Raw genomic sequence first — 26,955 nt, forward strand, 5'->3', positions numbered from 1 at the left:
ATTGGTAACCAACCTGGAAATCCAAATAACTTGATATTTGACCTTGATGCCAGGTTCATCGCGGGGCGGCTTACGTAAGCCAAACCATCCAATCGTCGCGAACTCCCACTCGCTGTCGTTGGCACGACAGCGAAGTAAGATCACTCGTCAGCTTTAGTTTGAGGAGAGAGTTGCAATGGAATCACCGAACGCGTCTGCTAGGTTATGTAGTTTGAGTTTGGCATTCGGCTTAGTGTTAGCCGCTGCGTCCGCAAAGGCCCAAACCAATCCCAACAATAAAACCACCAACAAGCCTGCTGCCACAAACCCGACCCAATCCCAAAAAACACCGCTTTCTGAAGAAGAGAATCCCGAGATGATCGGCAAGCGGAATATCAACAAACACCAAGTCAATTTCTACAACCTTGAAAAGGAAGTGGCGATTGGCCGCCAGTTCGCGCGCGAAGTGGATCAGTCGGCCAAATTGGTGGAAGACCCCATCGTCGTCGAATACATCAACAAAGTCGGTCAAAACCTGGTGCTGCACTCAGACGCGAAGGTGCCGTTCACGATTAAGGTGATTGATAGCGACGAGGTCAATGCCTTTGCTTTGCCCGGCGGATTTTTTTACGTCAACAAAGGGTTGATCCTCGAAGCGGACAATGAAGCCGAATTAGCGGGGCCGATGGCGCACGAGATTGCCCACGTTTGCGCCCGTCATGGCGTCGAGCAAGCCTCCAAAGGGCAACTCGTCAATTGGGGCACCTTGCCCTTGATCTTCATGGGCGGCTGGGGCGGTTTTGGCGCGCGACAGGCAGCGAGTCTGCTGATCCCGATGGGGTTCTTGCAATTTTCCCGCAATGCCGAGAATGAAGCCGACCGTCTGGGCGCGCAATATATGTGGGCCTGCGGCTATGACCCACACGCCTTAGCGAGCTTCTTTGAAAAGCTCCAAACCAAGGACAAGAAAAAGCCCGGCACGCTGGCGCGCATCTTCAGCACGCATCCGATGACGGCGGATCGCATTGCCAACGTCAACGCGCTGATCGCCCGCTTCCCCGACCGCAACGAATACACGCTCAATACGTCTGAGTTCAATCAGGTCAAGGGGCGCCTGATCTCGATAACCAATGCCAAGGTCGCAGGTCGTGGTGGTTCCGATGCCGCCGCTGAAAACAAACGGCCCACGCTCAAACGCCGTCAGCCGGGACAACCGGAAGGTACCGACACGGGCGCTAGCGGCGGTGCTGAAGATTCCAAAGCGCCCGCTGATCGCCCCACGCTGAAACGCGGCGAACCGAAACCGGATAAACCAAACGATAAACCGACGGGCAATTAGCCAGTTTCGTTTTTCATCATTGTCTTCCACTTCAATTACGGGCAAGGCGCTGTAGCGCCTTGCCTTTTTTCTTTCTTATTCGCACAATGCCGCCGCAGACAACCAACTACCTGGTACGTTCAAATCATTTCAATCAACTTTCAAGGAGAAAGCTACGGATGAAGATCAAAAGCTTATCGCTGCTTGCCAGCGCCCTGTTGCTTTGCGCCGCAACTGCGTTGGCACAAACTCCAAGCCCCGCCCCGGTGTTGCCGAAACCGCCAAAATTGAAAAAAGAAAAAGGCTTCAAAGTGCTCTTCGATGGCAAAACGATGAACGGCTGGAAAGTCGCCGAGGAGAATCAAGCCTCTTGGACAGTGCAAGAAGGCACATTGCAGGCGCACGGCAACCGCTCTCATTTGTACTATGTCGGCGACCCGCAACCCTTCGTCAACTTCGAACTCAAAATTGACGCGTTGACGATGCCCAAATCAAACAGCGGCATCTATTTTCACACCGAATATCAAACGACCGGCTGGCCCAAGAAGGGCTTTGAAGTGCAGGTCAATCAAACCCACGGCGATTGGAAAAAAACCGGCAGCCTGTATGACGTGGTCAACGTGAAAGAAAACCTGGCCAAGGATAATGAGTGGTATAGCTATGACATCATCGTCAAAGGCAAACACGTGACGATCAAGGTCAATGGTCAAGTCGCCGTGGATTGGGAACAACCGGTGGATCAACAGCCTGGCAAAGATTTCGCGCGCATTCTCGACAAAGGCACCATCGCCCTGCAAGCGCACGACCCGGGCAGCACCGCGCGGTTTGCCAACATTCAAATCAAACGGCTGGATTGATTCGGCCCTGCTTTTTCAGCACAAGTGCATGGTCTGGCGCATCGGTCAACTTGGCTGATACGCCGGACTTTGAACCGGCTCGGCCACAGCTAACATCCGCCGCGCTGCCAGCTTCAAGTATTCCTGCTAAAAAAAACCTTCAGGCCAAGAAATGTTTTACCGAACCAAACCATCATGGTTGATCGGTGAAACTTGAACCCAATTTCGAGTGCTCTCCTGATCCACTGCGCTTTCATTGTTGGGCGCTCTGCCAGGACGCTTCACGGTTACGCCAGCACGACGCGTCTGTTTTACGACCTCAGCCACAAGGAGCGCAGCGCATTGGCATTTGGCAAAAGTCAGGTCTTAGTTCCGCTCAAGCAACATCGCACGAGTCACGTCCCCAGCCAGGAGCAGCGTCCTCAGCCAATATTTTCCTCCTTGCACAATGCTTATCTTACAGTCCATTGCCAAGCTTAAAACTGCGGGTTAAGATGCGCGCCGCTTTGATCGTAATCACCGCTGGCAAGCGGCGCTTTCAAAGCAGCCTTCACTTTCTGACCAGTCGCTAATTTTCAATTCAATCCGATTCCTGCGCGAGGGGTGTAAGCGCGCTTCGCAGGTGTTTTGTGCCGCGCCCGCCCTCGCCCAAACACAGCGTCTCACAAGGAGGCCTCGCGTGAAGATCAATCTTTCCATCAACGGGCAAGCCCACGCAGCGGATGTCGAACCGCGCTTGCTGCTCGTCCATCTCATCCGTGATGTCGCCGGCTTGACCGGCACTCACATCGGTTGCGAAACATCCATCTGCGGCGCCTGCACCGTTCACCTGAATGGCGCGGCAGTCAAATCCTGCTGTGTACTTGCTGTTCAAGCCGCTGGCGCTGAAGTCACGACTATCGAAGGTCTGGCCAGCAATGGCGCATTGCACGCGGTGCAAGAAGGCTTTTGGGAATGTCACGGCTTGCAATGCGGCTACTGCACGCCGGGCATGATCATGACCACGTGCGCACTGCTCACGGCCAATCCCAATCCCAGCGAAAGCGAGATTCGGCACGGGCTGGAAGGTAATCTGTGCCGCTGTACTGGCTACCAGAACATCGTCAAATCCGTGCAGTACGCGGCGGACAAAATGCAGGCCCAGGCTTAACAAAAGCCCGAACGAAAGGAGAGCACCGCAATGTCATTTATGGCGAAATACATGGGCCAAAAGGTCAAACGCACCGAAGACCCACGCTTGATTCAAGGCATCGGCCATTATGTAGACGACATCAAGCTGGCCGACACGCTGCACGTTGTCATCGTGCGCAGCCCCTACGCGCACGCGCGCATCACTTCAATCAACATTGACGCGGCCAAAAGCGCGCCCGGCGTCGCCGCTGTTTACACGGGCGCGGACGTCACTGGCAAAATCGGCTTCGTTCCCTGTGCGATGGCGCATCCCGAATTGAAAGTGCCGAAGTATCCTGTACTGGCCCAGGGCAAAGTCATCTTTGTCGGCCAGCCCGTCGCCGCCATTGTCGCTACAGACAAATACAAAGCGCGCGACGCTGCCGACCTGATCGAGCTTGAATACGAACCGCTGGATGTCATCAGCGATGGCGAAAAAGCCGTGCTGGCCGATTCCCCGCTCATCCACGAAGAGTTCGGCACCAACATCGCGCTCGTCCATCAGGCGGGCGCGGGCGATATTGACGCCGCCTTTGCCCAGGCCGACAAGATCATCACCCAAAAGCTGAATCACCAGCGCCTGGCGCCCATCTCCATCGAACCGCGCGGCGTGCTGGCGCAATACTTCCCCGGCGAACAGCAACTCAATCTCTGGTCATCCACGCAGATTCCGCATCTGCTGCGCACACAGGTCGCGATCATGCTCGGCGTGGCCGAAAACAAACTGCGTGTCATCACGCCCGAAGTCGGCGGCGGTTTCGGGTGCAAGCTGAACGTGTATGCCGAAGAGGCGCTGCTCGGCTGGATTGCGATGCAACACAAGCAGCCCGTCAAATGGATCGAAGGCCGCCGCGAAAACATGCAGGCCACCATCCACGGGCGCGGCCAAACTGGAACCGTGCAAGTCGCGGTCAAGAACGATGGCACGCTGTTGGGTTTGAAATACGACGTGATCGCCGACATCGGCGCGTACCACCAATTGTTGACGCCCGCGATTCCCACGCTGACGGGGCTGATGCTTTCGGGCTGTTACAAGATTCCGGCCATCGCGATGAAATGCACCGAGGTCTTCACCAACAAGATGGCGACCGACGCCTATCGCGGCGCGGGGCGGCCCGAAGCGACCTATCTGGTCGAACGCCTGATGGATTGCGTCGCGCGCGAATTGCAGATGGACCCGATTGAACTGCGGCGCAAGAACTTTCCCAAACCCGACGACTTCCCTTTCGCCACCGCCTGCGGCGTGGTCTACGACAGCGGCGATTACGAACAGGCCTTGCAAAAAGCGATGGCGATGGCCGATTACGCCAAGCTGCGCCAAGAGCAAGCCGCCGCACGCGCCGCAGGCCGCGTGATGGGCGTCGGCGTTTCGACCTACGTCGAGATTTGCGCGATGGGGCCGAGCGCCGCAATGCCCGCCGGTGGTTGGGAAAGCGCCACGGTGCGCGTCGAACCCACCGGCAAAGTCACCGTGCTGACCGGCGTTTCGCCGCACGGACAAGGCGAAGAGACGGCTTTCGCCCAGATCGTCGGCGATATGCTGGGCATTGATATGAACGACGTGCTCGTCGTACACGGCGACACCGCCATCGTGCAATACGGCATCGGCACCTTCGGCTCGCGCGGCCTGGCGGTCGGCGGCGCAGCATTGGTTTACGCCACCGAAAAAGTCGTCAACAAGGCGCGCAAGCTGGCTGCGCACTTGCTGGGCACGGATGAATCGAGCCTGACCTTTGAGAACGGCAAATTCGTCGGCGCGCCCAATGACAAGGCGCTGACGATTCAGGAAGTCGCGCTGGCCGCGCACACTGCCGCCAGCTTGCCCGAAGATTTCGAGCCGGGTTTGAACGCGACGCATTTTTTCGAGCCGAAGAACTTCACTTATCCCAACGGCACGCACATCTGCGTGGTTGAGATTGACCGCGACACGGGCGAACTTGAGATCAAGCGCTACATCGCCGTGGACGATTGCGGCAACCAGATCAACCCCATGATCGTGCAAGGCCAGGTGCACGGCGGCATCGCGCAGGGCCTAGCCCAGGCGTTGTTTGAAGAAGTCGTCTATGACGAAAACGGCCAGTTGCTGACCGGCGAGTTGATGGATTACGCCGTGCCCAAAGCGCATCAGTTGCCGCATTACGAACTCGATCACACGGTCACGCCTTCGCCCGTCAATCCGCTCGGCGCAAAAGGAGTCGGCGAGGCAGGCACGATTGGCTCGACGCCCGCCGTCGCCAATGCCGTGATTGATGCGCTCGCGCCCTTCGGCGTCAAACATCTCGATTTACCATTACGGCCAGAAAAAATCTGGCGCGCGATGAACCCTTAACCGCTCGGCAAAAAGGAGGCAGTTCAAATGGCAAAACAACCGCTCACGAAAACCGCTGCAACCCCGCCTGCGCCGCCTGCGCTCTTGATGCTGCGCCATCATGGTGGGCTGCGCGGTCTTGAATCCACCGCCGGTTCACAACTTTTCGAAGGGCGTTTCGGACGTATGTTCCGCACATTACCGGCGGCGGAGTTCCCCGATACCGCGCTGGAAGAATTGGCGAAGCTCGGTCACATGACAGCGGAGGCCGAGGCTACCCCGACGCCGGAAACCGAAGCGGACGCCGAAGAAAACACGGGCATCGCGGCGGGCTTCACCTATCTAGGTCAATTCATAGATCACGACCTGACCTTCGATCCGATGAGCAGTTTGCAAAAGCAAAACGACCCGGATGAGTTGACCGATTTCCGCAGCCCGCGCTTCGACCTGGATTCGCTTTACGGACGCGGCCCCGATGACCAGCCCTATCTTTACGAAGACGATGGGCTGCGCTTCAAACTGGGACGCGCACTGACCGGCAGCGCCCTTGACGCCAAGGTACGCGACCTGCCGCGCCACGCCGCGAGCACGCCCGGCAGCCGCGCGCGCGCCCTGATCGGCGATCCGCGCAACGATGAAAACGTTATCGTGTCGCAATTGCACGCGACGATGCTGCGCTTTCACAACCGGATGGCGGCTTTTCTGACTACGGGCGGACAGCCGCCCAGCTTTGCCGAGGTGCAACGCCAGGTGCGCTGGCATTATCAATGGGTCGTGCTCAACGACTTCCTGCCCACCATCGTCGGCAAAGACACGGTCGAAGCCGTGCTGCCGCACCTGAAAAAGAAGGAAAGCATTTATGAGCACAAACCCAACCTGCGTTTCTTTCACTGGCGCAGCCAGCCGTACATGCCGGTGGAATTCGCCGTGGCCGCCTATCGCTTCGGCCATTCGATGATTCGCCCGCAATACCGGCTCAACACCACCATTCTGAGCGGCGGCATTGACGGCAAAGGGCGTTTCGCCATCTTCACGCCCGACGACGGCGTGCTGGGCCTCAACGGCTTCCGCGAGTTTCCGGCCAACTGGGCGATTGATTGGAGCCTCTATTTCGACTTGGGTAACAACGCGCCGAAATTCGGGATTAAGCGCGTGCAGCCCGCCTACAAAATTGACAGTTCGCTGGTCAATCCGCTCGGCATGTTGCCCGAATCGGTCGCGCGCCAGATTCGCTCACTGGCCGAACGCAATTTGAAACGCGGCGTGCGCATGGGCCTGCCGTCGGGTCAAAGCGTGGCGCGGCTGATGGACATCGAACCAATCCCCGACGACAAACTGCGCGTCGGCAAAGCCACCGAAGAAGACGGCCCTAACAATCCCAAACTGACTGACTTGTCGCCGGCCTTCCGAGACAACGCGCCACTCTGGTATTACGTGCTGGCCGAGGCGCAACAGCAATTCAAAAAAGACAGCACCCCGATACGCCTAGGCCCGGTGGGCGGACGCATCGTGGCAGAAGTTTTCATCGGCCTACTGCTCGGCGACCAGCATTCCTTCCTGGCGCAATGGCCGAGTTGGAAACCGGAGCCGTCGTTCATGAACAAAGGCAAGTTCGGCATCGCCGAGTTGGTCAAACAAGCGCTGCTGGCTTGAACCTAAACGGTTCAAGCCGCCGCGTCTAACAACCGTGGAGACACTATGATTCCCAGCAATTTTGCCTATCACGCGCCGGACACCCTCGAGACAGCGCTGCAACTGCTCGACCAGCACGCCGACGACGTCAAGATTCTGTCGGGCGGCCACAGTTTGCTGCCGGTACTGAAACTGCGGCTGGCCGCGCCCGCCGTGCTGGTGGACATCGGACGCATTGCGGCGTTGCGTGCAATTAAGATTGAGAACGGCGTCATCCGCCTCGGCGCCAACGCCACACATGCGGCTATCGCTGCATCCGCCGAAATCAAACAACACTGCCCCCTGCTGGCCGAAACCGCCGCGCAAATCGGCGATCCGCAAGTCCGCAATCGTGGCACCATCGGCGGCAGCCTCACGCACGCTGACCCGGCGGCGGATTGGCCCGCCGCGATGCTGGCGCTCAATGCCGAAATCGTCGTCCGCAGCAGCAGCGGCGAACGCGCGATTCAGGCGGCGGATTTTTTCGTGGACATGCTGACCAGCGCCGTTGAACCCAACGAGATCGTGACCGAGATCCGCGTGCCAGTGCCCGCACAACCAAAGGCGGCGGCCTATTTGAAGGTCGCGCAGTCGGCCTCTGGTTTCGCCTTGGTCGGGGTGGCCGTGCAACTCAAACTCAACAATGGACAATGCGAAGAAATCAGCATCGGCGTCACCGGCCTCGCGCCCAAGGCCTACCGCGCCAAAGCCGTCGAAGATGCATTGCGCGGCAAAACCCTGGACGCAGCCGCCATCAGAGCGGCAAGCGGCCAAGCCGATGCCGATGCCAGCGATGCGCTGGGCGACATCCATGCTTCGGCAGATTACCGGCGGCATCTGAGCCGGGTTTACGCACAGCGGGCCATCAATGCCGCCCGGAGCAGAGCCTAGCGAGTTTTACTTCTGGCGTCAGTGAATGCACCAGCGCTAAGTTGGCGCCTTCACTGACGGTTACTTTTTCGCGCCAACCGCTGCCCGATTGAGCAGGCAAGCTGCTGATTAGCCCCGCCTGTCTGTTTTGAGTGGGCCATTACCAGCACTCGCCAAACACTCGGCCTGACCGGCCACCACCAAAAACTTTTTCCCGGAGACTGCGCCCATGAAAATTTCCACCTTTGCCGACAAAACATTTTTGATCGAGAACAACGAGGCCCGCATTCGCCGCGACGACAATCTCGCCCTCACTGCCACCTTCGCGGCGGGTGACCCCTTGCCGCCCGGCGCGCTGGTAGGCGCGCCCAAAATCATTCCCAAACGGACGGAAGTGCGCGTCACAGAGGTGCGCGTGGATGAGGCACGCACCGTTTTTGTGCGGGCGCAACCGGTCAACGCAACCCTCAACCTGCCGGTGGGCTGGACGTTGGCGGCCAATTTGGAAGGGCAGTTTTTGAATGAGATCATCGGCTTCGCGCCAGACAATTTGGAGTTGCCGCCGCAAGGTGACAACTTCACCGTGACCGACAACAAAGCGCTCATCCGCAATGGGCCGCCCGATTTCACTTCGACTGGTACCAAGCTCATGCCGGGTGCTTTCGTGCTGGTTGCCCAAGCATCCAAAAACACCGACCCGCTTGGTAAATTCGTCAAACTCAGTGAGGGTTCACTCGTCGCGGGACTGCCGCAGCCGGGGGCGGAACTCGGCTGGACGGCGGCGGCCAATCTGACGCCCGGTTGGGGCACGGCCTTTTCGTCGCCGAGTTGGCTGGATGAAAAGGGGCCGAACGCCTGTTGGGAACGCGGTCGCTATCTAGGCCCCAAATTGCTGGTCAACATCGTGGGCGTGGGCAGTGAGATGGAACAAATCACGTTGGACAGTCTCGAACCCTATTTGCGCTTGATCGAAGCCGCCGCCAAAAAGAATCTGGTCATTGCGGTGGAAAGCGGCTTCCGCACGTTCCCGAGCCAGGTGCGGCTTTTCCAGGCTTTCAAAGCAGGGCAAGGAAATAAAGCCGCTGAGCCGGGCCGTTCCAATCATCAGCATGGCCAAGCCTTTGATCTGAACACGCGCGGGTTTGATGGAAGCCCAGTTTACGACTGGCTGAAAAAGAACGGCCCGCGCCTGAGCTTCATTCGCACGGTCAACAAAGAGCACTGGCATTGGGAATACCGGCCTGAAGAAGCCGCCGCGCTGGCGGCCAAGGGGAAATTTGCGTTGGCTAGCGTTACTCGCTAAGCTCCGTTCAAATGCGTAGCCGGGCAAGCCGCGCCTGGTTACGCTTCGTCGCATAGCGGTAAGTTGGGCGCCCACCTTACCGCTTCCCTTGAGAGTGGAAACCAATCTATGAAGATCGAAGGCTCGCACACGCTCAAAATCCCGCGCGCGCAATTGTACCGGATGTTGATTGACCCGGTGGTGATTCAACGCTGCGTGCCGGGTTGCGAGGCGCTTGAAGCGCACGAGGATGGAACTTACAAGATGACGTTGAAGGCCGGCGTGGGTTCGGTCAAAGGCGTCTTTAACGGCCAAATCAAGCTTGACGAACTGCGTGAGCCTGAGCATTACAAAATGATTGTCGAGGGCACGGGCAAGGTCGGCTTTGTCAAAGGCGCCGGCCTGCTCGATCTGGTCGAACAAGGCAATGAAACCATCGTCAATTACACTGGCGATGTCAGCATCGGCGGCAATATCGCCAGCGTGGGCCAGCGTATGGTACAAGCGGCGGCCAAAATGATGGCCGGGCAATTTTTCAAAGCTGTCGAGGCTGAAGCCAACCCTGATGAAGCTCCCAAGCCAGGGTTGGTCAAACGTTTGATGAATCGTGTGGCGGGAAGTGCCGAAGATTCCGCGACGCCCCCTGAACAACCGTGAGGTTTTGATGTCCAATCTGCTAAAGCTTTGTTTCCTGCTGTTGTTCGCCTCCCCCACGGCATTCGCCCAGCTCAACGCCAAACTGCTCGGTCAACTTAACCCTTACCCCGGTATACACAATCGTTACGGCGATATTTGGGGCGAAGGTCAGTATGCCTATCTCTGCTCGTATCAAGGCAGCAACGTCACGATCATTGACATCAGCGATCCGCGCGCGCCCAAAGTGGCGGGCGTTTTTGAACCGCCGGGCGGCCCCTCCTTGCGCGATGCCGTAGTCCTGAATGGCATCGGCTATTTTTCCAGCGATGACGGCAAGGGGCTTTACATCGTTGACGTGCGCGACCCCAAAAACCTGCGGCAACTCAGCAACATCACCGCCGCCCAGAGCGGGCATAATAACGTCCACGAGATTTCGGTCAGTGAAGGCTTTCTTTATGAAGCCGATTCGCGCACGCCGCGCGTCAAAGTAATTGATGTCAGCGATCCGGCGCGCCCGGTTTTCAAATGGGACATTGATTGCCAGACCACCGGCGCGGTGCACAGCGCGCTCGCCATCAACGGGCGCTTATATGCTTCCGGCCTGGGCGGCTCGACGGAAATTTATGACGTGCGCAATACGGCAACCACTGCGCCGCGCCGTCTGGGCGTGGTCGCTTCGGGGCTGGCTTCGCACAGCAGTTGGCCCAGCAATGACGGGCGCGTATGGGCCACGTGCAGCGAACGCGACAACGGCGACACGCGCTTGTATGACCTCACCGATCCCGCCACGCCGCGCCTGCTTTCGACCATCACCGCCGCGTCTATCGGCATTGACGCCTTCACGCCGCACAACCCCGTCATCGTCGGCAACCTGCTGTTTGTCGCGTGGTATCAAGCGGGCACCCAAGTCTTCGACATCACCGATCCCACGCGGCCCGTGCGCGTCGGCGAATATGACTGCTATCCCGGCCCGCTTTGCCCAAACAATTTTTGCTACGCGGGCAATTGGGGCGTCTATCCGTTTCTGGGCCTGGATCGCGTGCTGTTGAGCGATCTGGATGGCGGTTTATTCATCGTAGACTTCAGCGCGGCGGGCACCGGGGTGAAAACGGTTTCCGCCGCCAGTTTCAGCCCTGCGGCGATCACGCCAAAAGCCATCGTAGCGGCCTTTGGCAGCAATTTGGCGGGCGATACCCGCGCGGCGTTGACCCAACCCTTGCCCACCGATTTGGCGGGCGTGCGCGTGAGCGTGCTGGATTATGCGGGCGTCGAACGCGCAGCCCCGCTGTTTTTCGTTTCCCCGGCCCAGATCAATTATCAAATCCCTGCCGACAGCAAGCCCGGCCCGGCGTTGGTCAAAGTCAGCAGCAGCGATGGCACGGTGCGCCAAGGGGCGACGACGATTTTGCCCACCGCGCCGGCCATGTTCACCACCAACCAAGCGGGCAACGGCCCCGCTGTCGCGCTGGATGCCCTGACTTATAGGCCCGCGCCCTTTGCGGCGACGCGCGCCAATGGCGAGCCGAATATCATCGCGCTGTTCGGCACCGGCTTGGGCAATGACGCCACGGATGCTGCCCTTGATGTCGGCAGCAATGTCAGCGCCACACTCAACGCCGTGCCCGTTACCGTGCTGTATGCGGGCGCGACGCCCGGCCTGACAGGCTCGAATCAAATCAACATCGTTTTACCCACGGGATTGACGGCTGGTGAATACCGGCTGACGATCTGGCGCAATGGCATCGGCAGTAACGAAGTCACCCTTGCCATTCGCTGATGAAACCAAAACATGAACGCTGCACGCATCACCCTCGACAACCTCGAAAAATACGGCGAGTACGTCTCGACCTGGTTTGAAGGCCACAGCTTTACCAATGTCGAGCGCTATGCCGCCGCCTGCCGTTTGGCTGAAGTGTTGCGTGCGCACGGCGCGCAACCGGGCGACCGCATCGTCGTGATGATGCTCAATTCGCCCGATGTCGCCGCAGCTTTCACCGCCATCTGGGCCATCGGCGCGGTCATCGTGCCGGTCACGCCGATGTGGACGGCGCGCGAAGTGCGCTATGTCTTGCAGGATTCCGGCGCGCGCTTGGTCATCACTTCGCCCGAATTGGCAGCGCGGTTGAAAGAAGCGTCTGCTGACTTGCCCGGCTGCAACACAGTGCTGGTCATCGGCGCGACTGCGGTTGCAGGAGTCACCGACATCACCGCCGCCTACGACCAGGCCCAGCCGTTTGAACAAGTGGTGGATTGCGCGCCGGACGAGTTGGCGCTGTTGCTTTACACTTCAGGCACCACGGGCAACCCCAAAGGCGTGATGCTCAGCCACGACAATCTGATTTTCATCGCCGATGCGGTGTATGCCAACAGCAGCGGCCTGGGCCAGATTCGCGGCATGCAGGTGTTGCCGCTCAGTCACATTTACGGCGTGCTGATGATGAATCTGGGCGCACGGATGGGGAATGCCAGTTACATTCTGAAACACTTCGACGCGGGCCAGGTGCTGCAACTCATCGAGAGCTTCCGCGTGCAACGCCTGGCCGTGGTGCCGACGATGTTGACGCTGCTCATCAATCACCTCGACCGCGCGAAATACGATTACGCCTCGCTCGAAGCCGTCGGCTCCGGCGGCGCGCCTTTGTCTGAAGCGACGCGACAGGAATTCGCGCGCCTCTTCAATTGCCGCGTCACGCAGGGCTACGGTTTGTCCGAAAGCTCCGGCGCGCTGACCGGCTTTCATCACGACGCTGAATACCGCGTCGGTTCGGTCGGGCCGGCCTTGCCCGGCGTCGAACTGTGCGTGATGGATTTCAACAACCAAGTTTTGCCGCCCGGCGAGATTGGCGAACTCTGCTCGCGCGGACGGCACATCATGCAAGGCTACTTCAACAACCCACAGGCCACTGCTGACTCGATCATTGAAGGTTGGTTGCACACCGGTGACGTTGGTTGGATGGACGCGGACGGTTACGTTTACATCACCGACCGCAAAAAGGATTTGATCATCAAAGGCGGCGAGAACATTTCGCCGCGCGAAATCGAGGAAGGCATCTACGCGCACCCGGCCATCGCCGAAGCCGCCGTCGTCGGCGTGCCCGATGAACTTTATGGCGAAAACCTGCTGGCGGCAGTCGTGCTGAAACCCGGCCAGGCGCTTTCAGAGGAAGAGTTGAAGCAGCACCTCAGCGGTTATGTGACCAAGTTCAAAGTACCGGGGCGGGTTGTCTTTCTGGGTGCTTTGCCGAAAGGCTCGACCGGCAAGATTCTGAAGCGGGCGATTAAAGAACAGTTCGCAGGCTGACCCTGGGTACGCACCGCTTCCAGCGTGCGGTCTTGGTAGTTTGTACCTTGGTTTCCATTGCGTCTTACATCACACCTGCACGCTGGAAGCGGTGCGTACCCAGGGTGCTCACATCAAGATTTTCTCTTTGGCGCGCGCCAACACCACATCTAACAATTCAACGCGACTGCCGCCGCCCTGCGCAAAATCCGGCTTGCCGCCGCCGCGCCCGCCCAGTTCTTCACACGCAGCCCGCAACAAGGCATTCATATCGCCTGACGCATCCGCCGCACGCGCAAAGATGAGTTTGACGCCGCTCGCCTGTTCTGTTGCCAGCAAAGCGACCACACCCGATTGCGCGGCCAATTTGTGCGCCAGCATTTTGACTTCATCCAAGCCACGGTCAGTGAAAGTGCGCACGATCACGCGCAAGCCGTTGCTGACGCCCACCGCTGAAAGAAGCTCTTGTGCTTCGAGTTGCGCGGCGGATTCGGCGAGCAGGCGGCTGCGCTTTTGTAGCGCCTTGTGTTCATCCACCAGCCGCGTGACCGAAGCGACTGTTTCGTCGCGGCCCACCGTGAACTGGCGCGCCAGCGTGTCGGCGATACGATTGTTGAGGCGATAGTCACGCAAGGCGCGCGTGCCGCAGACGAAATCCACCCGCATCATTTGCTTGGCCCGTTCCCACCCGCGCACCGCTAGCAAACCGACTTCGCCCGTCTGTTTGGCGTGCGTGCCGCCGCAGGGCGACCAATCGAAATCGGCAATCTCAATGACACGGATGCAATCGCTGATGAAGCTTTCTTTACGCAAGGGCAAGTCGGCGGCCTCTTCGGGTGTGACCTCGTGAATCCGCAGCGGGCGGTTGTCGAAGATGACTTGGTTGGCTAACTCTTCGGCGCGCTCGATGGCGTGCTCGATTTCGTCAGGTTGCAATTCCAGCGCGAGATCAATCTGCGTGACAGTATCGGCGATACGGAAGCCTTTGGTTTCGGCACCGAACAGTTGAAAGAAGGCTTGCGAAAGGATGTGCTGACCGGTGTGCTGTTGCAGCATCTCGCGGCGGCGCGCCCAATCAATCGAACCGTTGACGGTATCGCCAACCCGGAATTCATTGTTGTCGTCCAGATAATGCAGGATGCGGCCCGCTGCGTCAGCCGCGACATTCAGCACGACCGCGCCATCAATCCGCCCGGCATCGCAGGGCTGGCCGCCGCCTTCGGGATAGAACGCCGTTTGATCCAGCACCAGCACGCGCTGTTGCTCTTCGACCCACGACTCGACGACACGCGCGGTAAACCGGGTCAAATGGGAATCTTGCCAATAAAGTTTGGTGGTCATCGTTGGAAATCAAAACGTAGTTGCGCCGCAGATGAACGCGGATAAACGCCGATTTGCATGGGGTTGATCGGCGTTTATCCGCGTTCATCTGCGGCTAAATTTTGAGGTCAGCGCAACCGCGGCACAGCGATCGTAAAGGACACGGTGATCAACCGGCCACTGCGTTGAAATTGCGACCAGATGCGATAGTTGCCCGGACGCGGGAAGAAGGTCTCAAACGTAATATCGGCACTGCCCGTTAACTGGCTGCGCTCCACGCCTTCGGGAATCATCTGGGCGGGATGCGAATGCAGGTAATCCGTCGCGTCTTCGCTCAGAATCAGCGTATGCCCCCACGCGCCCAGATAGGGCTGCAAATCGTTGACCGGCTGACCGGTTTTCTCGTCGGTCAGGTGGTACTTCAATTCCGCTGGCTTGCCGGCATATGGTTGCGCCGGTTCAAAGTGCAACTCGAAGCGTGTGCCGTCAAGCGTCTTGGTCAGCAGCTTATCCGGGACAAGCTTGGCTTGCGCCGAAAGCAGGTCGCCACGAAAGCCTGCGGTGACCAAGTAATGATGGATGACCTGCGGCGTGCCGCCTTTGGGGAAGAAGTCGCAAAAGATTTTGTAATACCCCGCACGCGGCAACATGGTTTCGATGATGAAGCTGCCATCGGCCTGTTGGGCTGGGTGTATGTGCTGGAATGCTTCGAAATCCTGACTGACGACGAAGAGGTGAAACGGCATGTCATGCAGGATGTTGAACTCTTTGATCTGTTTTTCAGAGATCGGATGAAAGATGGTGAAGCGCAATTTGACCGGCGCTCCGGCGCGCGGCGCTTTGGGGGTGGCTTCCAGCTTGACGAGGTAATCGGTTGATTCGGGCGGCGCGGATTTGACCAGCTTCATATTGCAGCGCGGGCAATTGCCCGGCTTGTTGTCGGTCACTTCGGGATGCATCGGACAGAGATAAAAATCATCACTGCCGGTCGCGGCGGCGGGTTGTGCGACCAGTTTCATTTGGCACTTGGGGCACTTGCCGGGCACTTTGCTTTGCACGTCGGGGTGCATGGGGCAGACATAGACGACGGACGCGGGCGCTTGCTGATCTTGCGCCAAACCGCCCAGTGGTAAGAGGACACAGGTCAAACCGCCGAACAAAAATTGTCTTCGCGCTGGATTCATATTTTCAGTTGGTAAGCGGTTGCTCTTGGTGCGCGCGCAACCAGGCTTGTAATTCGTCCACGGATTTCAGTTCCAAGAGGCTCAACTCCCGGATGCGTTCAAAGGGCAGCGCCAGCAGTTGCGTTTTTGTCTCCGTCCCCAATTCGCCCAGCCGCAGTTGCAAGAGGTTGAGCAGAATCTCGCCGCCGCCTGTTTGCACTCCTTTCGCGATTCCCATGCGTTCGATGGTTGTGACGTAAGGCATCTTTCTTTCCTCCTCGAAACGGTCAATTTCGTCGCGGTATTCGTGCTGCAAATCTGCTGGTAAGAACATAAGCCAATCAAGGAAGCGAAACAACCCGATGATCGTGAGTTCGTCATAGCCCCGGTCATAGAGCAGTTTGGTCAATTCCAGTTTGTCGGCCAGCCGTTGCTGCGGCGCGCGCCGAGCCTCCAGCATGCGCAAATGCGCCATCACGACAATCGCAAAAGGATTGGCGCTTTGTTCCAACTCCGCCCAGCGCGTTTGGTAATCAAGCAGCTTGACGACCGAAAACTGTAGCCGCAGCGTCGTACCCAGCAATTCGTATTGAAAGGCGCGCGGACGCCAACGCCGTTGTCCGTCAGTCAGAATAACAAAGGTCGCCACGCGCTGGTTGAAGCGGTCGCTGAGGCGGTGATGATAGACATAGATGCGTTCAGCAAAAGCCTGTTCGCGCTGGCCCTGCACCTCGGCGTGAATGAGCGCCACTACATCCTCGCCCGATTTCAGCCAGACCTTGACCAGTTTATCCACCGCGCGGCGACCCAGGGCGGCATCGGCCGTGAGCTTTTGCAGCTCTTTGTCGAGAAACTCATAACCGCGCGCCCAATCAATCTGCGCGTGCGCGGCAGGAAAGAAGAACGCCATGAACGCCTCAAAGAAACGGTCGAGCAAATCTTTCCACGGGCTGTCTTGATCGGGCGTAACCATCGGCGGCTAACCTCATCAAGTTGATTTCGCGGCGGCCCGTTCCGCCGCCGCCTGCATCCAGGCCTGCAATTTTTCCATATCGCGCGCCACCGTGCGCGCGCCGGCAAAAAGCACGAGCGCCAGTACCAGCGACACCACCGGCGCAATATAAAAGGCGCTGTGCAAGCCGCTGGCGCGGGCCGCTTCCGCCGTGACCAAGCCGCTGGCGCGCGCGACGGCGGCGTAATGATCGCTCAGATTGCCCAGAATCTTCGCGCCGAACGCGCCGCCCAGCATGTACATCGCAAAGAAATAGAGCGCCATCGCCGTGCCGCGCAAACTCGGTTCGACCACGTCTTGCACAACCGGATACACCGTCACGTAATAAACATAGATCAACATCCAACCCACGCCCATCAACAGCATAAAACTCAGCAACGAGCCTTTGGGTCGTTCGAGCGCGAGGAAGATACAAGGCGTCGAAATCAACAATGAAAACGCCGCCAGCAACATGCGTCCCTTGGCGCTGCGTTTGCGCACCCAGTCCGCGCCCCAGCCACCGCCCAGCAACCCCACGATGCCGACCGCACCCAAGACGACAGCGGAAACATAACCGGCCTGATCTACCGGCAAGCCGTGATAGCGGCCCAGGTAAAGCGGCATAAATGAATTGACGGCGTAGGCGTTGAAATTGTGCAGCGCGCCCGAAAGGATGATCCACCACATCGTCGGAATGCTGAACACGCGCCGGTAAGGTTCCCAGCCAGTATGATGCTCGTGCGCAATCTTGACCGCTTCGGTGCCGCCGCGCGCCGGTTCGCGAATCCAGAGCGCCAGTCCGGCGAGCAGCAAGCCGGGCAGCGCGGCCAGCATCAGCGTCTTGCGCCAGCCGTAATGCAAGGCGATGACCCCGCCGAACATGTTGCTCAGAAAAATTCCAATCGGCAGCCCCATCATGAAAATCGAAGTCGCCCGCGCGCGCCGATTCGCCGGGTATAAATCTCCGATCAACGAATTGGCGGCGGGCGAGCAACTGGCCTCGCCCACGCCAACAAACATCCGCGCAATAAACAGCGAGCCATAGCTCCAGGCCAAGCCGCCCATCATCGTAAAGAGACTCCACAATCCCACTCCAATACTAAGAATCTTTGTGCGTCTGCCGCGATCCGCGAGACGGCCCAAGGGCACGCCGACAAAGGCGTAGATCAAGGTGAAAGCCATCGCCATGTTGCCGAAATCAGAATCGGTCAGCTTGAATTCATCAATGACCGGCTTGCCAATAGAAGCCGCGATTTGCCGGTCAAAAAAATTCATCGTGTTGATGGCGAACAAAACCGTCAACGCAAACCAGGCTTGTTGATTGCCCGCTGACGTGGATAAGGTGGACGGGGCGGACTGCGCGTGTTGTTTCATAGCAGCTTCCGTGCGCAACCGTAACGGGAAATCCGGGCGGTTTGCCGCGCCAGCGCCGTCACGTGCGAAAGTAATGCTTGTTGATGGATTCAGGTGATGTGGAAAAAACGCGCGCCATTGTCGCTGAAGCCTGCCGCTTTGACAACGCGCCGTTGACAGAGTTGTCGGCGTTGCTCTAGCTTTGCTCCGTTATCGCAAAAGCAATCAAAATTCCTTCTTCCTGCGCATAATTCAAGGGCAGCGCCAGGGAAGAGCAAACGAGACAGTACCGCGCGCGTGAGCAAGCGGCGGTTGGAACGTTGCCCCCTTGCGCCAAACCTACGGTGCCGCTTGCTCACGCGCGGTACTGTCACAGTCGCCGCGCTTGGTCTGAACTGCATTGGCACGCCAAGTTCATGTAAGGGCAGCAACAGTCCGCAAGATTTACAGGAAGAATTCCCTTTCCAGCAAAAGACATAATGTTCAAAGACAAACGGCTGATCCCGATCTTTATCGTCGTCTTTATTGATCTGTTGGGTTTTAGTTTGATCCTGCCGCTGCTGCCTTATTACGCCAGCACCGTCGGCGCCTCCCCGCAAACAATCGGTTATCTGGTGGCCTCCTATTCGCTCTGCCAATTTCTGGCCGCGCCCTTTCTCGGCGCCTGGAGCGACCGCTATGGCCGCCGCCCGTTGCTGCTGTATAGCCAGATGGGTTCGTTGCTAGGCTTCATCCTGTTGGCGCTCGCGCCGAATTTGCCGAACGCGCTATTGTGGCTGTTCGTCTCGCGCATCATTGACGGCATTTCAGGCGGCAACCTGACGATTGCCCAGGCCTACATCAGCGACATTTCCGCGCCGCAAGAACGCGCGCGGAATTTCGGGATGATCATCGGTGTTTCCTTCGGCCTGGGTTTTCTGCTGGGGCCGACGTTCGGCGGCTTCCTCTCGCGCTGGGGGTATAGCGTGCCCGCTTTGGCCGCCGCGTTGTTGGCCTTCTCCAGCATTCTGGCGACGTACTTTCTGTTGCCGGAAACCCAACATCAAGGCGACGAACAGCGCGTGACGGGCGTGAGAGCTTATACGCGCGTGCTCGAATACCTGAACCTCACCGCCGTGCGCCAATTGCTCTGGGTCTTCCTGTTCAATGCGCTGCCTTTCTCGCTCTACGTCACGATGTTTGCGCTGTTTGCCAAAACCCAACTCGCTTTCACGGCGGAGCAGACGGGGTATTACCTGGGGTTTGTCGGCTTGCTGGGCATCATTTGGCAAGCGAGCGCCATTGGCCCGCTGACAAAGCGGGTCGGCGATCACAAAACCTTGCTCATCGGGCTGGCGCTGAGCGCCGCCGGCTTGTTCGCGGTCGCCTTTGTAGATGTTTGGTGGAAGCTGGGCTTCGTGGCGTTGCTCTTCTCGTTAGGCCACGGGTTGGCGCGGCCTTCATTGACCAGTCTGATTACACAGGCCGCCCCGCCTAATCGGCGCGGCGGCGTATTAGGCGCAGCGACCTCCTTAGAAAGTTTTTCGCGCATCATTGCGCCGATCCTGGGCGGCTGGATCATTGCAGTGCATCCGACCTGGCTGGGCTGGCTGGGCGGCCTGCTTTATTCGGTGGCCGTGGCTATCGCGTTTACGGTAACGGTTACGCCGAACGAATAGTCACGGAAATGTAACCGTCACAGACGACCTCACGTCTTTAGAGTCAACCATCGTCAAACGAGCCGTATTCGCAATTGAACACTATCCAGAAGGGCAGAAAAGCCGTCGCTGCTCTTCGCGGGAGCTAACGATGAAAAAAGCACTCTTCTTCGGGCTGATGTTTTGCCTGCTCGGTTCAACGTTTTTCTTCTCCACCCAAGCACAAGTGCAGGAAGTACGCGAAAACACCGGCGCGGCAGCCGCCTGGCGCGCGTTGTTGCGTTTGCGCACGACGGCCACCGTCTTGCACACCACGGCGCATCCTGATGATGAAGACGGCGCAATGCTCACCTGGCTGACGCGCCACGAAGGCGTGCGCACCGGGCTGCTCACGCTCAATCGCGGCGAAGGCGGCGCGAATGTGGTCGGGTCGGAGCTGTACGATCAACTCGGCATCCTGCGCACCGAAGAGTTGCTGGCCGCCGGGCGCTATTACGGCGTAGACCAGATGTTCACGCGCGTGACCGACTTCGGCTTTTCCAAGCGGATGGACGAAACGCTCGAACACTGGGGCAAAGAGGTCGTGTTGAAAGACGTGGTGCACGCCGTGCGGCTATATCGGCCCGACGTGATCATTTCCAGGTTTCACGGTAAACCGCGCGACGGCCATGGCAATCATCAGACCGCCGGATTGATGAGCGCCGAGGTCTTCAAAGCCGCCGCCGACCCGAACATGTTCCCCGAACATTTCAAAGAAGGTTTGCGCCCCTGGCAAGTCAAGAAACTGTATCGCAGCGTCGGTGGCTTTGGCGGCGGTGGTCGCGGAGCGGAGCCACAGGAAGCGACAGTCAAGGTGGATGTCGGCGCGTATGACCCGTTGCTGGGCCGCTCTTATTTGCAAATTGCGCGTTACGGGCTGGGCTTTCAACGTTCGCAAAACGGAGGTGGCGCACTGGCCGCGCCCGGTTCGTCCATCTCTTCGTGGTTGCTGGAAGAAAGCTTGGTGGGCAAACGCACGACGGAAGAAAGTATTTTTGAAGGACTGGACACGACCATTCCCAGCTTGGCAAGGCTCGCCGGTTCGACCAACGTCAACGCTGAACTAAGCGCCATCAACAACAGCGTGGAAGCGGCGATCAAGAAATTCGACGCCCGCCAGCCCTGGTTGACTGCGACAGATTTGGCTGCCGGACAAAAGGCTACGCTATCCCTGATCGAAAGGGTCAAAGCGTCCAGTATCACCGCCGACAACAAAGACCAGTTGCTCTTCCTGCTCAGCAACAAGGAAACCGAATTCAACGACGCGATGAACAAGGCGTTGGGCTTGGCAATGGAAGTGCTGGTTGATCCGCCGCCAGCAACAGGCGGCGGCCCCGGTGGCTTTGGCGGGCCACGCGAAACCTTCAACGTCGCGATTCCGGGGCAAAAATTCTCGCTCACGCTGAGCGTCGTCAATCGCAGTCCGGTGGCTTTTGAGCGCGCCGAAACCATCGTCGCGCCGCCCAAAGGCTGGGGCCTCAACGCCAAACCGCCCGAAGGCGGCTTGCCCGTCAACAACAGCCGCTTGCGCGCACAGTTTGAGTTGCAAGTGCCGGAGAATGCCGAATACACGCGCCCCTATTGGTCGCGCGCCAATCACTTGCGCGAGCACATTTACCAGATCAACAAACCCGAATTGTTGCACCTGCCCTTTGCACCGCCCGACGTTATGGGCTGGTTCAATTACGTCGTCAACGGCGTGCGCTTCCACCTGACGCAACCGGCGCAAACCACTTACATTGACCGGCCCTGGGGCGAACAGCGCCGCTTGCTGACCGTCGCGCCCGCGCTCAGCGTAGCGCTCTCGCCGCAAGTCGGCGTCGTTTCCATCGCGGCAACCAATTCAACCTTCGACGCCAGCGTCAACGTGCTGAACAACGTCAAAGGCAACGCCACTGGCAAAGTGCGGCTGCAATTGCCTGCGGGCTGGACAAGCACGCCCGCCGAAGCCCCGTTCAGCTTTACGCACGAAGGCGAACTCGCTAACTTCTCGTTCAAAGTAACCGTGCCGCGCGTCGCTGCCGGGCAGGAATACAAAGTCCAGGCTGTCGCCGAATACAACAACAAACAATACAGCGAGGGTTACGAAGTCATCGCCCATCGCGACAATGAACCGCGCCACCTTTATCATCCGGCGACGATGGAAGTGCGCGGCATCGAAACCAACGTCGCGCCGAATTTGAACGTCGGTTACGTGATGGGCGTCGGCGATGAAATCCCGAAGGCGCTCGAACAAATTGGCGTCAAGGTGACACTGCTCAGCGAAAACGATCTGGCGAAAGGCAATCTCGACGGTTACGACGCCATTCTCATCGGCATTCGCGCAACGGCGGTGCGCGACGATTTGAAGGCGTATAGCAAACGCCTGCTCGACTATTGCGAACGCGGCGGCAATCTGGTTTATCAGTATCAAACGCAGGAATTCGACGCCGCGCCTTACGGGCCGTATCCCTACAAACTGGGCGCGCGCGCCGAAGAGGTTTCGGAAGAAGATTCCAAAGTCACGCTGCTGGATACGGCCAATCCGATTTTCAACTGGCCGAACAAAATCAGCGCGGCGGATTTCGATGGCTGGGTCGAAGAGCGCGGCTCGAAATGGATGAGCACTTGGGACGAGAAATACACGCCCTTGCTGGAATGCCACGACCGCGAGCAAGCGCCGCAGAAGGGCGGGCTGATGTATGCGCCCTATGGCAAAGGGACGTTCGTCTATGCGGCCTATGCGTTTTACCGGCAATTGCCTGCCGGGGTGCAAGGTGGTTACCGGCTGTTTTCCAATATCATCAGTTTGAAAAAACGCCCGCGTTAAGCTGGCGCTTTCACTGTATGGGCGTACAATCGCGATCACAGCCTGACGCTAGATCAGGCGCATCTGGCTTTCCTGCTGGCATGAATCAACGCTGACAAATTGATTAACTCCGTGGCGCACTCACCGCGCGCGGTCGCTGACTCTTTCTTTGACAATGACTAGGAGGGTTTATGCAAAGCAGTTTTCGTTTACTCAGTGCTGCGATGTTCGTACTCCTGAGCGCAGCATTCACTTTTGGACAAGCCGTCACAGGTTCCATCGTCGGGACCGTCACCGACAACTCCGGCGCAGCCGTCGCCGGAGCCAAAGTCACCATCACAGAAACCAATACTGGTAACGCACGCACCGCGGCAACAAATAACGACGGCGGTTATGTCGTGCCTTATCTGATGCCCGGCACGTATAAACTCGAAGTCGAAAAGAATGGCTTCAAGCAATTTGTGCAAACCGGCGTGCTGCTGGCGACGGGCGAAAAATTGCGGCTGAACGCCGCCCTCGAAGTCGGCCAAATCAGCGAACGCGTCGAGGTTTCGACCGCCGCGTCGTTGCTGCAAACCGAAAGCGCCGAGGTCAATCAATCTTTCGAGGCAAAAAAGATTCAGGAGTTGCCGCTCAATGGCCGCAACTTTCAATCGCTGCTGACGCTGGTGCCGGGCGTGCAGCCGTCCAACTCGCAGGTCGGCATTTTTGACAACCCGCAAGGTACGCAGTTTATGCAGGTCAACGGCCAGAATAATTCGGCCAACAACTTTCAAATTGATGGCGTAGACAACAACGAACCGCTGCTCGGTCTGGTCGTACAAATCCCGCCCGCCGAAGCGATTCAACAGTTCAGCGTTTCGACCAGCAATTACGACGCCGAATTCGGGCGCGCGGTCGGCGCGGTGGTCAACGTTACGACCAAGCCTGGCTCGAACCAATTTCACGGCAGCCTTTACGAATTCCACAACAACAGCGCTTTCAAAGCGCGCAACTATTTCCAACTCACGGGCAATCGCAACAGCGATGGCCGGTTGAAAGTACCGAATGCAATCAAGAATCAGTTCGGCGGCACTTTCGGCGGGCCGATCATCAAGAATCGCACGTTCTTCTTCGGCGATTATCAGGGCCAGTATCAACGCATCGGGCGTCCTTCGGTCGTGCAAACGGTGCCGACCGAAGCCTTCCGCAACGGCGATTTCAGCGCGCTGCCGGCGGCTTCGATCATTTGGGATCCGGCCAGCAATGCCAATCCGACGCTGCGCACAGCGTTTGACGGCAACAAGATTCCGGCCAGCCGCATCAGCCCCGTGGCGTTGAATATCTTGAAGTTCCTGCCGCTGCCGAATCTGCCGGGCTTCGCCAATAACTATCTGCCGCCTGCGCTGCCGTTCTCGCTCAACACCTACGCCTTTGACACGCGCATTGATCACCAGTTCAGCGACCGCACGACTTTCTTTGGCAAGTACAATTACTTCCAGTCGCTGATGGCCGATCCCGGCATCTTCGGCATTGCGGCAGGGCCGACGGCGGTGGGCGGCGCGGATGCGTTGGCCAACGGCAAAGGCCGCAATCAAGTCGTCACGCTGAACCTGACACGCACCTTCAGTTCGACGCTAACGACCGAGGCCCGTTTTGGCTTCACGCGCTATTTCATCAACGCGCAAGGGCCGGGCAACGATCAGGAACTGTCAAAATCGGTCGGCATCAACGGCTCCAACGAATCCGACCCCGCGCACAAAGGCCTGGCATTGATCGCCATTGAGGGCTATCCGGTCTTTGGCATGTCCACCAACATGCCGACGATCAACGCCGATAACATTTTCAACTACGTGAACAACTGGACGAAGGTGTCGGGCAATCACACCTTCAAGTGGGGCGCGGACATCCGCCGCTTCCGCATGGATCGCTTACAGATTCAAGGCACGTCCAGCTTCGGCCCGCGCGGGCGTTTCAATTTCAATTCGGGTGTGGCGTTGAGACAGGGCGCGCCCTCGCAACCGAACACGCTGGCCAACGGCTTCGCCAGCTTTTTGCTGGGTCTGCCGGATCAAATTGGCCGCGCGGTCTTCACCACGACGCCGACCAATCGCACAACCAACTACTTCTTCTTTGGTCAAGACACCTGGCAATTCAATCGCAAGCTGACCTTCAACCTTGGTCTGCGTTATGAAATCTATACGCCGATCACTTCGCGGCTGGCGGGCGGCCAGGGCAACTATGACCCCGAAACCAACAACCTGCTGGTTGCGGGCGTAGGCGATGTCAGCCTGTCGGCGGGCGTGAAAACCGATTGGAACAACCTCGCGCCGCGCGTCGGCTTTGCCTATCGTTTCGGCGACAAAGACCGTAACGTGCTGCGCGGCGGCTTCGGCATCAGCTATTTCACGGCGCGCTTCGGCTTCACGGGCGGGACGCTCTCGACCAGCTTCCCGGTCATCGCCGATCAGACCATCGGCGCGGCGGGCGATTTTCTGGCCGCCGGTTCGATCACCACGATTCCGGCCTTCACGCCGGTGCCGATTCCCACGAACGGCATCATCAATCCCGCGCCAAACATCGGCCTGTTTGCGATTCCCTTCCACAACAATCTACCGACCGTGCTGAGTTACAACCTGACCGCACAACGCGAAGTGCTGCCCGGCATGAGTGTCGAACTGAGTTATGTCGGCAATCGCGGTTATAACCAGCCTTACAACCGGCAACTGATGGTCTCGCAACCGGGCACGGGTTTGGCAGGTGTGCCGCTCAACCAGAAGTTCGGTCGCACCGCGACGACGACCCTGCGCGCCTATGGCGTGGATTCCTGGTACAACTCGTTGCAGGCTTCAGCCGAAAAACGGCTCTCGAAAAACGTCGCATTCACGGCGGCGTATACCTGGTCGCGTTCGATTGATTTCACCAGCAACAACGGTGGCCTGGGCAATCCGCTGATTCTCGAATACAACAAAGCCGTCTCCGATTTCGACCGCAAACACGGCTTCACGCTGAGTCATACGGTCGAACTGCCCTTTGGTCGCGGCCAAAAGTATTTGAGCAAGGGCGTGGCGTCCGTGATCCTGGGCGGCTGGCAAGCGAACGGTATTTTTCAGGCGTTCAGCGGACGCCCGTTCAGCGTCTCAATGAGCAACGCCGCGCTCAACGGCGGCCCAAGCAACGCGCAGCGGCCTGATCAATTGCGTTACCCGGCCATCAGCGGCGCGGTTGGCCCCGGCACGCAATGGTTCGATGTGACGGCCTTTGCCGCACCGACGACCGTGCGGTACGGCACGGCGGGGCGCAACACGCTGCGCGGGCCGAAGCTGGTCAATTATGACTTCTCGCTGTTCAAGAGCTTTGCCATCACCGAAGGCAAGCGCATTGAATTCCGCACGGAGTTTTATAACCTGACCAATTCGCCGCACTTCAACCAACCGGCGGCCAATTTCAGCACAGCGGCTTCCTTCGGTTCGATCACCAGCACCATCGGCGCGAATGGCGTCGCGGGCGGCGGCGAACGCGAAGTGCAGTTTGCGTTGCGGTTTTTGTTTTAGTTGTGGATGGGACGGATGGGATGGATGGGACTAATGGGACTAACGGGATGGATGGACGTTATCAGTCTCATCAGTAACATCCATCCATTTAGTCCCATCCGTCCCATTAGTCCTCATCACCCTTTCCCTTTTGCTTCTGTTTATCACGCTCTTTTAAGCGCGCGCGGGTCATCCGTTCCCGCAAGCCGCCGTCTTTCAAAAAGTCTTTTTCCAAGCGCCTGATTTGCTGGTCGAGCAAATAGTTGGCCTGGTGAATCAGACAGAGAGCGATGTTGGCGAGGACTTCATCCGTGCGCGTTTCGCAAAACTCGCGGAACAGTTCAAAGGTCAGCGGTTGTTGTTGGCCGAGCTTGCGCACAAACAACGCCTCTTTGGAATCTTTGTCCCAACGAAGTAAATCCCGCACACGCAAATAGTCTTCGTAATCCACCAGCAGTTCTTCCAGACTGGCGCGGGCGACGTTGGTCAGTTTGATTTCCATCTCTTTCGACGTCCCCGACGCTCGACTGCCTTCGGCGATATTTTGTTTGCCGGAGCAGGCCGCCTGCACCATCTGATCAATTGTGCGGTCACCGCGTTTAAGAAAGCGCCGCAAAATCGATAAGTCAGGTCATAAATCACTTCCGCCTTTTGGTAAGCTATAGTTTTTAAGAAAAAGAATTTCCGAAAAGCCCCAAAGGGACGATCAGCCAACAGCCCAGGGCTGCACCCTGGGGAGTCGTGCAAATGGTTCGGCCAGCCCTGAAAGGGCACCAGCCAATCCTACGGCTGTCGCCCTTTC

General features: G+C 58.3%; 18 protein-coding genes. 13 read left to right on the plus strand and 5 right to left on the minus strand.

The annotated features are described in order from the left end of the window. Positions 1-175: 175 nt before the first annotated feature. The 10 genes from HY011_35460 to HY011_35505 all read left to right on the plus strand — a co-directional run bounded on the left by HY011_35460 (position 176) and on the right by HY011_35505 (position 13,371). Positions 176-1,318 (plus strand): M48 family metalloprotease, encoded by a 1,143-nt coding sequence (locus HY011_35460; protein ID MBI3428252.1) that lies wholly within the window; start codon positions 176-178, stop codon positions 1,316-1,318. 158 nt (positions 1,319-1,476) lie between these two features. Next, complete coding sequence (locus HY011_35465) at positions 1,477-2,154, plus strand: DUF1080 domain-containing protein (protein MBI3428253.1); 678 nt, start codon at positions 1,477-1,479, stop codon at positions 2,152-2,154. A 658-nt stretch (positions 2,155-2,812) separates the two neighbouring features. Continuing rightward, a complete protein-coding gene (locus tag HY011_35470) occupies positions 2,813-3,283 on the plus strand; it encodes a (2Fe-2S)-binding protein (GenBank protein ID MBI3428254.1) in 471 nt (156 codons plus the stop codon). Between the two features lie 30 nt (positions 3,284-3,313). Next, positions 3,314-5,632, plus strand: a complete 2,319-nt coding sequence (locus HY011_35475) for a xanthine dehydrogenase family protein molybdopterin-binding subunit (protein MBI3428255.1) — start codon at positions 3,314-3,316, stop codon at positions 5,630-5,632. Positions 5,633-5,797: 165 nt separating this feature from the next. Then, the gene (locus HY011_35480; protein ID MBI3428256.1) at positions 5,798-7,264 is read left to right on the plus strand and encodes a heme peroxidase; all 1,467 of its coding nucleotides are present in this window, start codon (positions 5,798-5,800) and stop codon (positions 7,262-7,264) included. A 45-nt stretch (positions 7,265-7,309) separates the two neighbouring features. Then, on the plus strand, positions 7,310-8,173 hold the full coding sequence (locus HY011_35485; GenBank protein MBI3428257.1) for a xanthine dehydrogenase family protein subunit M: 864 nt from the start codon (positions 7,310-7,312) through the stop codon (positions 8,171-8,173). A 208-nt stretch (positions 8,174-8,381) separates the two neighbouring features. Continuing rightward, entirely contained in the window at positions 8,382-9,455 is a 1,074-nt protein-coding gene (locus HY011_35490) for a D-alanyl-D-alanine carboxypeptidase family protein (protein ID MBI3428258.1), read from the plus strand. Positions 9,456-9,563: 108 nt separating this feature from the next. Further along, a complete protein-coding gene (locus tag HY011_35495) occupies positions 9,564-10,091 on the plus strand; it encodes a carbon monoxide dehydrogenase subunit G (GenBank protein ID MBI3428259.1) in 528 nt (175 codons plus the stop codon). A 7-nt stretch (positions 10,092-10,098) separates the two neighbouring features. Further along, positions 10,099-11,847: a hypothetical protein gene (locus HY011_35500; GenBank protein ID MBI3428260.1), complete on the plus strand. Its 1,749-nt coding sequence runs from the start codon at positions 10,099-10,101 to the stop codon at positions 11,845-11,847. A gap of 12 nt (positions 11,848-11,859) precedes the next feature. Beyond that, the gene (locus HY011_35505) at positions 11,860-13,371 is read left to right on the plus strand and encodes an AMP-binding protein (protein ID MBI3428261.1); all 1,512 of its coding nucleotides are present in this window, start codon (positions 11,860-11,862) and stop codon (positions 13,369-13,371) included. A gap of 108 nt (positions 13,372-13,479) precedes the next feature. On the opposite strand, the gene HY011_35510 is transcribed toward HY011_35505, so the two are convergent. The 4 genes from HY011_35510 to HY011_35525 all read right to left on the minus strand — a co-directional run bounded on the left by HY011_35510 (position 13,480) and on the right by HY011_35525 (position 18,198). Beyond that, complete coding sequence (locus tag HY011_35510) at positions 13,480-14,691, minus strand: hypothetical protein (GenBank protein ID MBI3428262.1); 1,212 nt, start codon at positions 14,689-14,691, stop codon at positions 13,480-13,482. A gap of 107 nt (positions 14,692-14,798) precedes the next feature. Then, a complete protein-coding gene (locus tag HY011_35515; GenBank protein ID MBI3428263.1) occupies positions 14,799-15,854 on the minus strand; it encodes a hypothetical protein in 1,056 nt (351 codons plus the stop codon). A 4-nt stretch (positions 15,855-15,858) separates the two neighbouring features. Continuing rightward, positions 15,859-16,806, minus strand: coding sequence for a hypothetical protein (locus HY011_35520; GenBank protein MBI3428264.1), 948 nt, complete (start codon positions 16,804-16,806; stop codon positions 15,859-15,861). 15 nt (positions 16,807-16,821) lie between these two features. Then, complete coding sequence (locus HY011_35525; protein MBI3428265.1) at positions 16,822-18,198, minus strand: MFS transporter; 1,377 nt, start codon at positions 18,196-18,198, stop codon at positions 16,822-16,824. A gap of 458 nt (positions 18,199-18,656) precedes the next feature. On the opposite strand from HY011_35525, the gene HY011_35530 reads away from it, so the two are divergent. From HY011_35530 to HY011_35540, 3 genes are all read left to right on the plus strand, one after another. Then, positions 18,657-19,835, plus strand: coding sequence for an MFS transporter (locus HY011_35530; GenBank protein MBI3428266.1), 1,179 nt, complete (start codon positions 18,657-18,659; stop codon positions 19,833-19,835). Positions 19,836-19,965: 130 nt separating this feature from the next. Beyond that, entirely contained in the window at positions 19,966-22,662 is a 2,697-nt protein-coding gene (locus HY011_35535) for a PIG-L family deacetylase (protein ID MBI3428267.1), read from the plus strand. A gap of 170 nt (positions 22,663-22,832) precedes the next feature. Further along, positions 22,833-26,174, plus strand: a complete 3,342-nt coding sequence (locus HY011_35540) for a TonB-dependent receptor (protein ID MBI3428268.1) — start codon at positions 22,833-22,835, stop codon at positions 26,172-26,174. A 106-nt stretch (positions 26,175-26,280) separates the two neighbouring features. Here the strand turns inward: HY011_35540 and HY011_35545 are convergent, their stop codons facing one another. Next, a complete protein-coding gene (locus tag HY011_35545) occupies positions 26,281-26,727 on the minus strand; it encodes a four helix bundle protein (GenBank protein ID MBI3428269.1) in 447 nt (148 codons plus the stop codon). Positions 26,728-26,955 lie beyond the last annotated feature (228 nt).

The organism is Acidobacteriota bacterium (genome assembly GCA_016196035.1).
Classification (GTDB): domain Bacteria; phylum Acidobacteriota; class Blastocatellia; order RBC074; family RBC074; genus JACPYM01.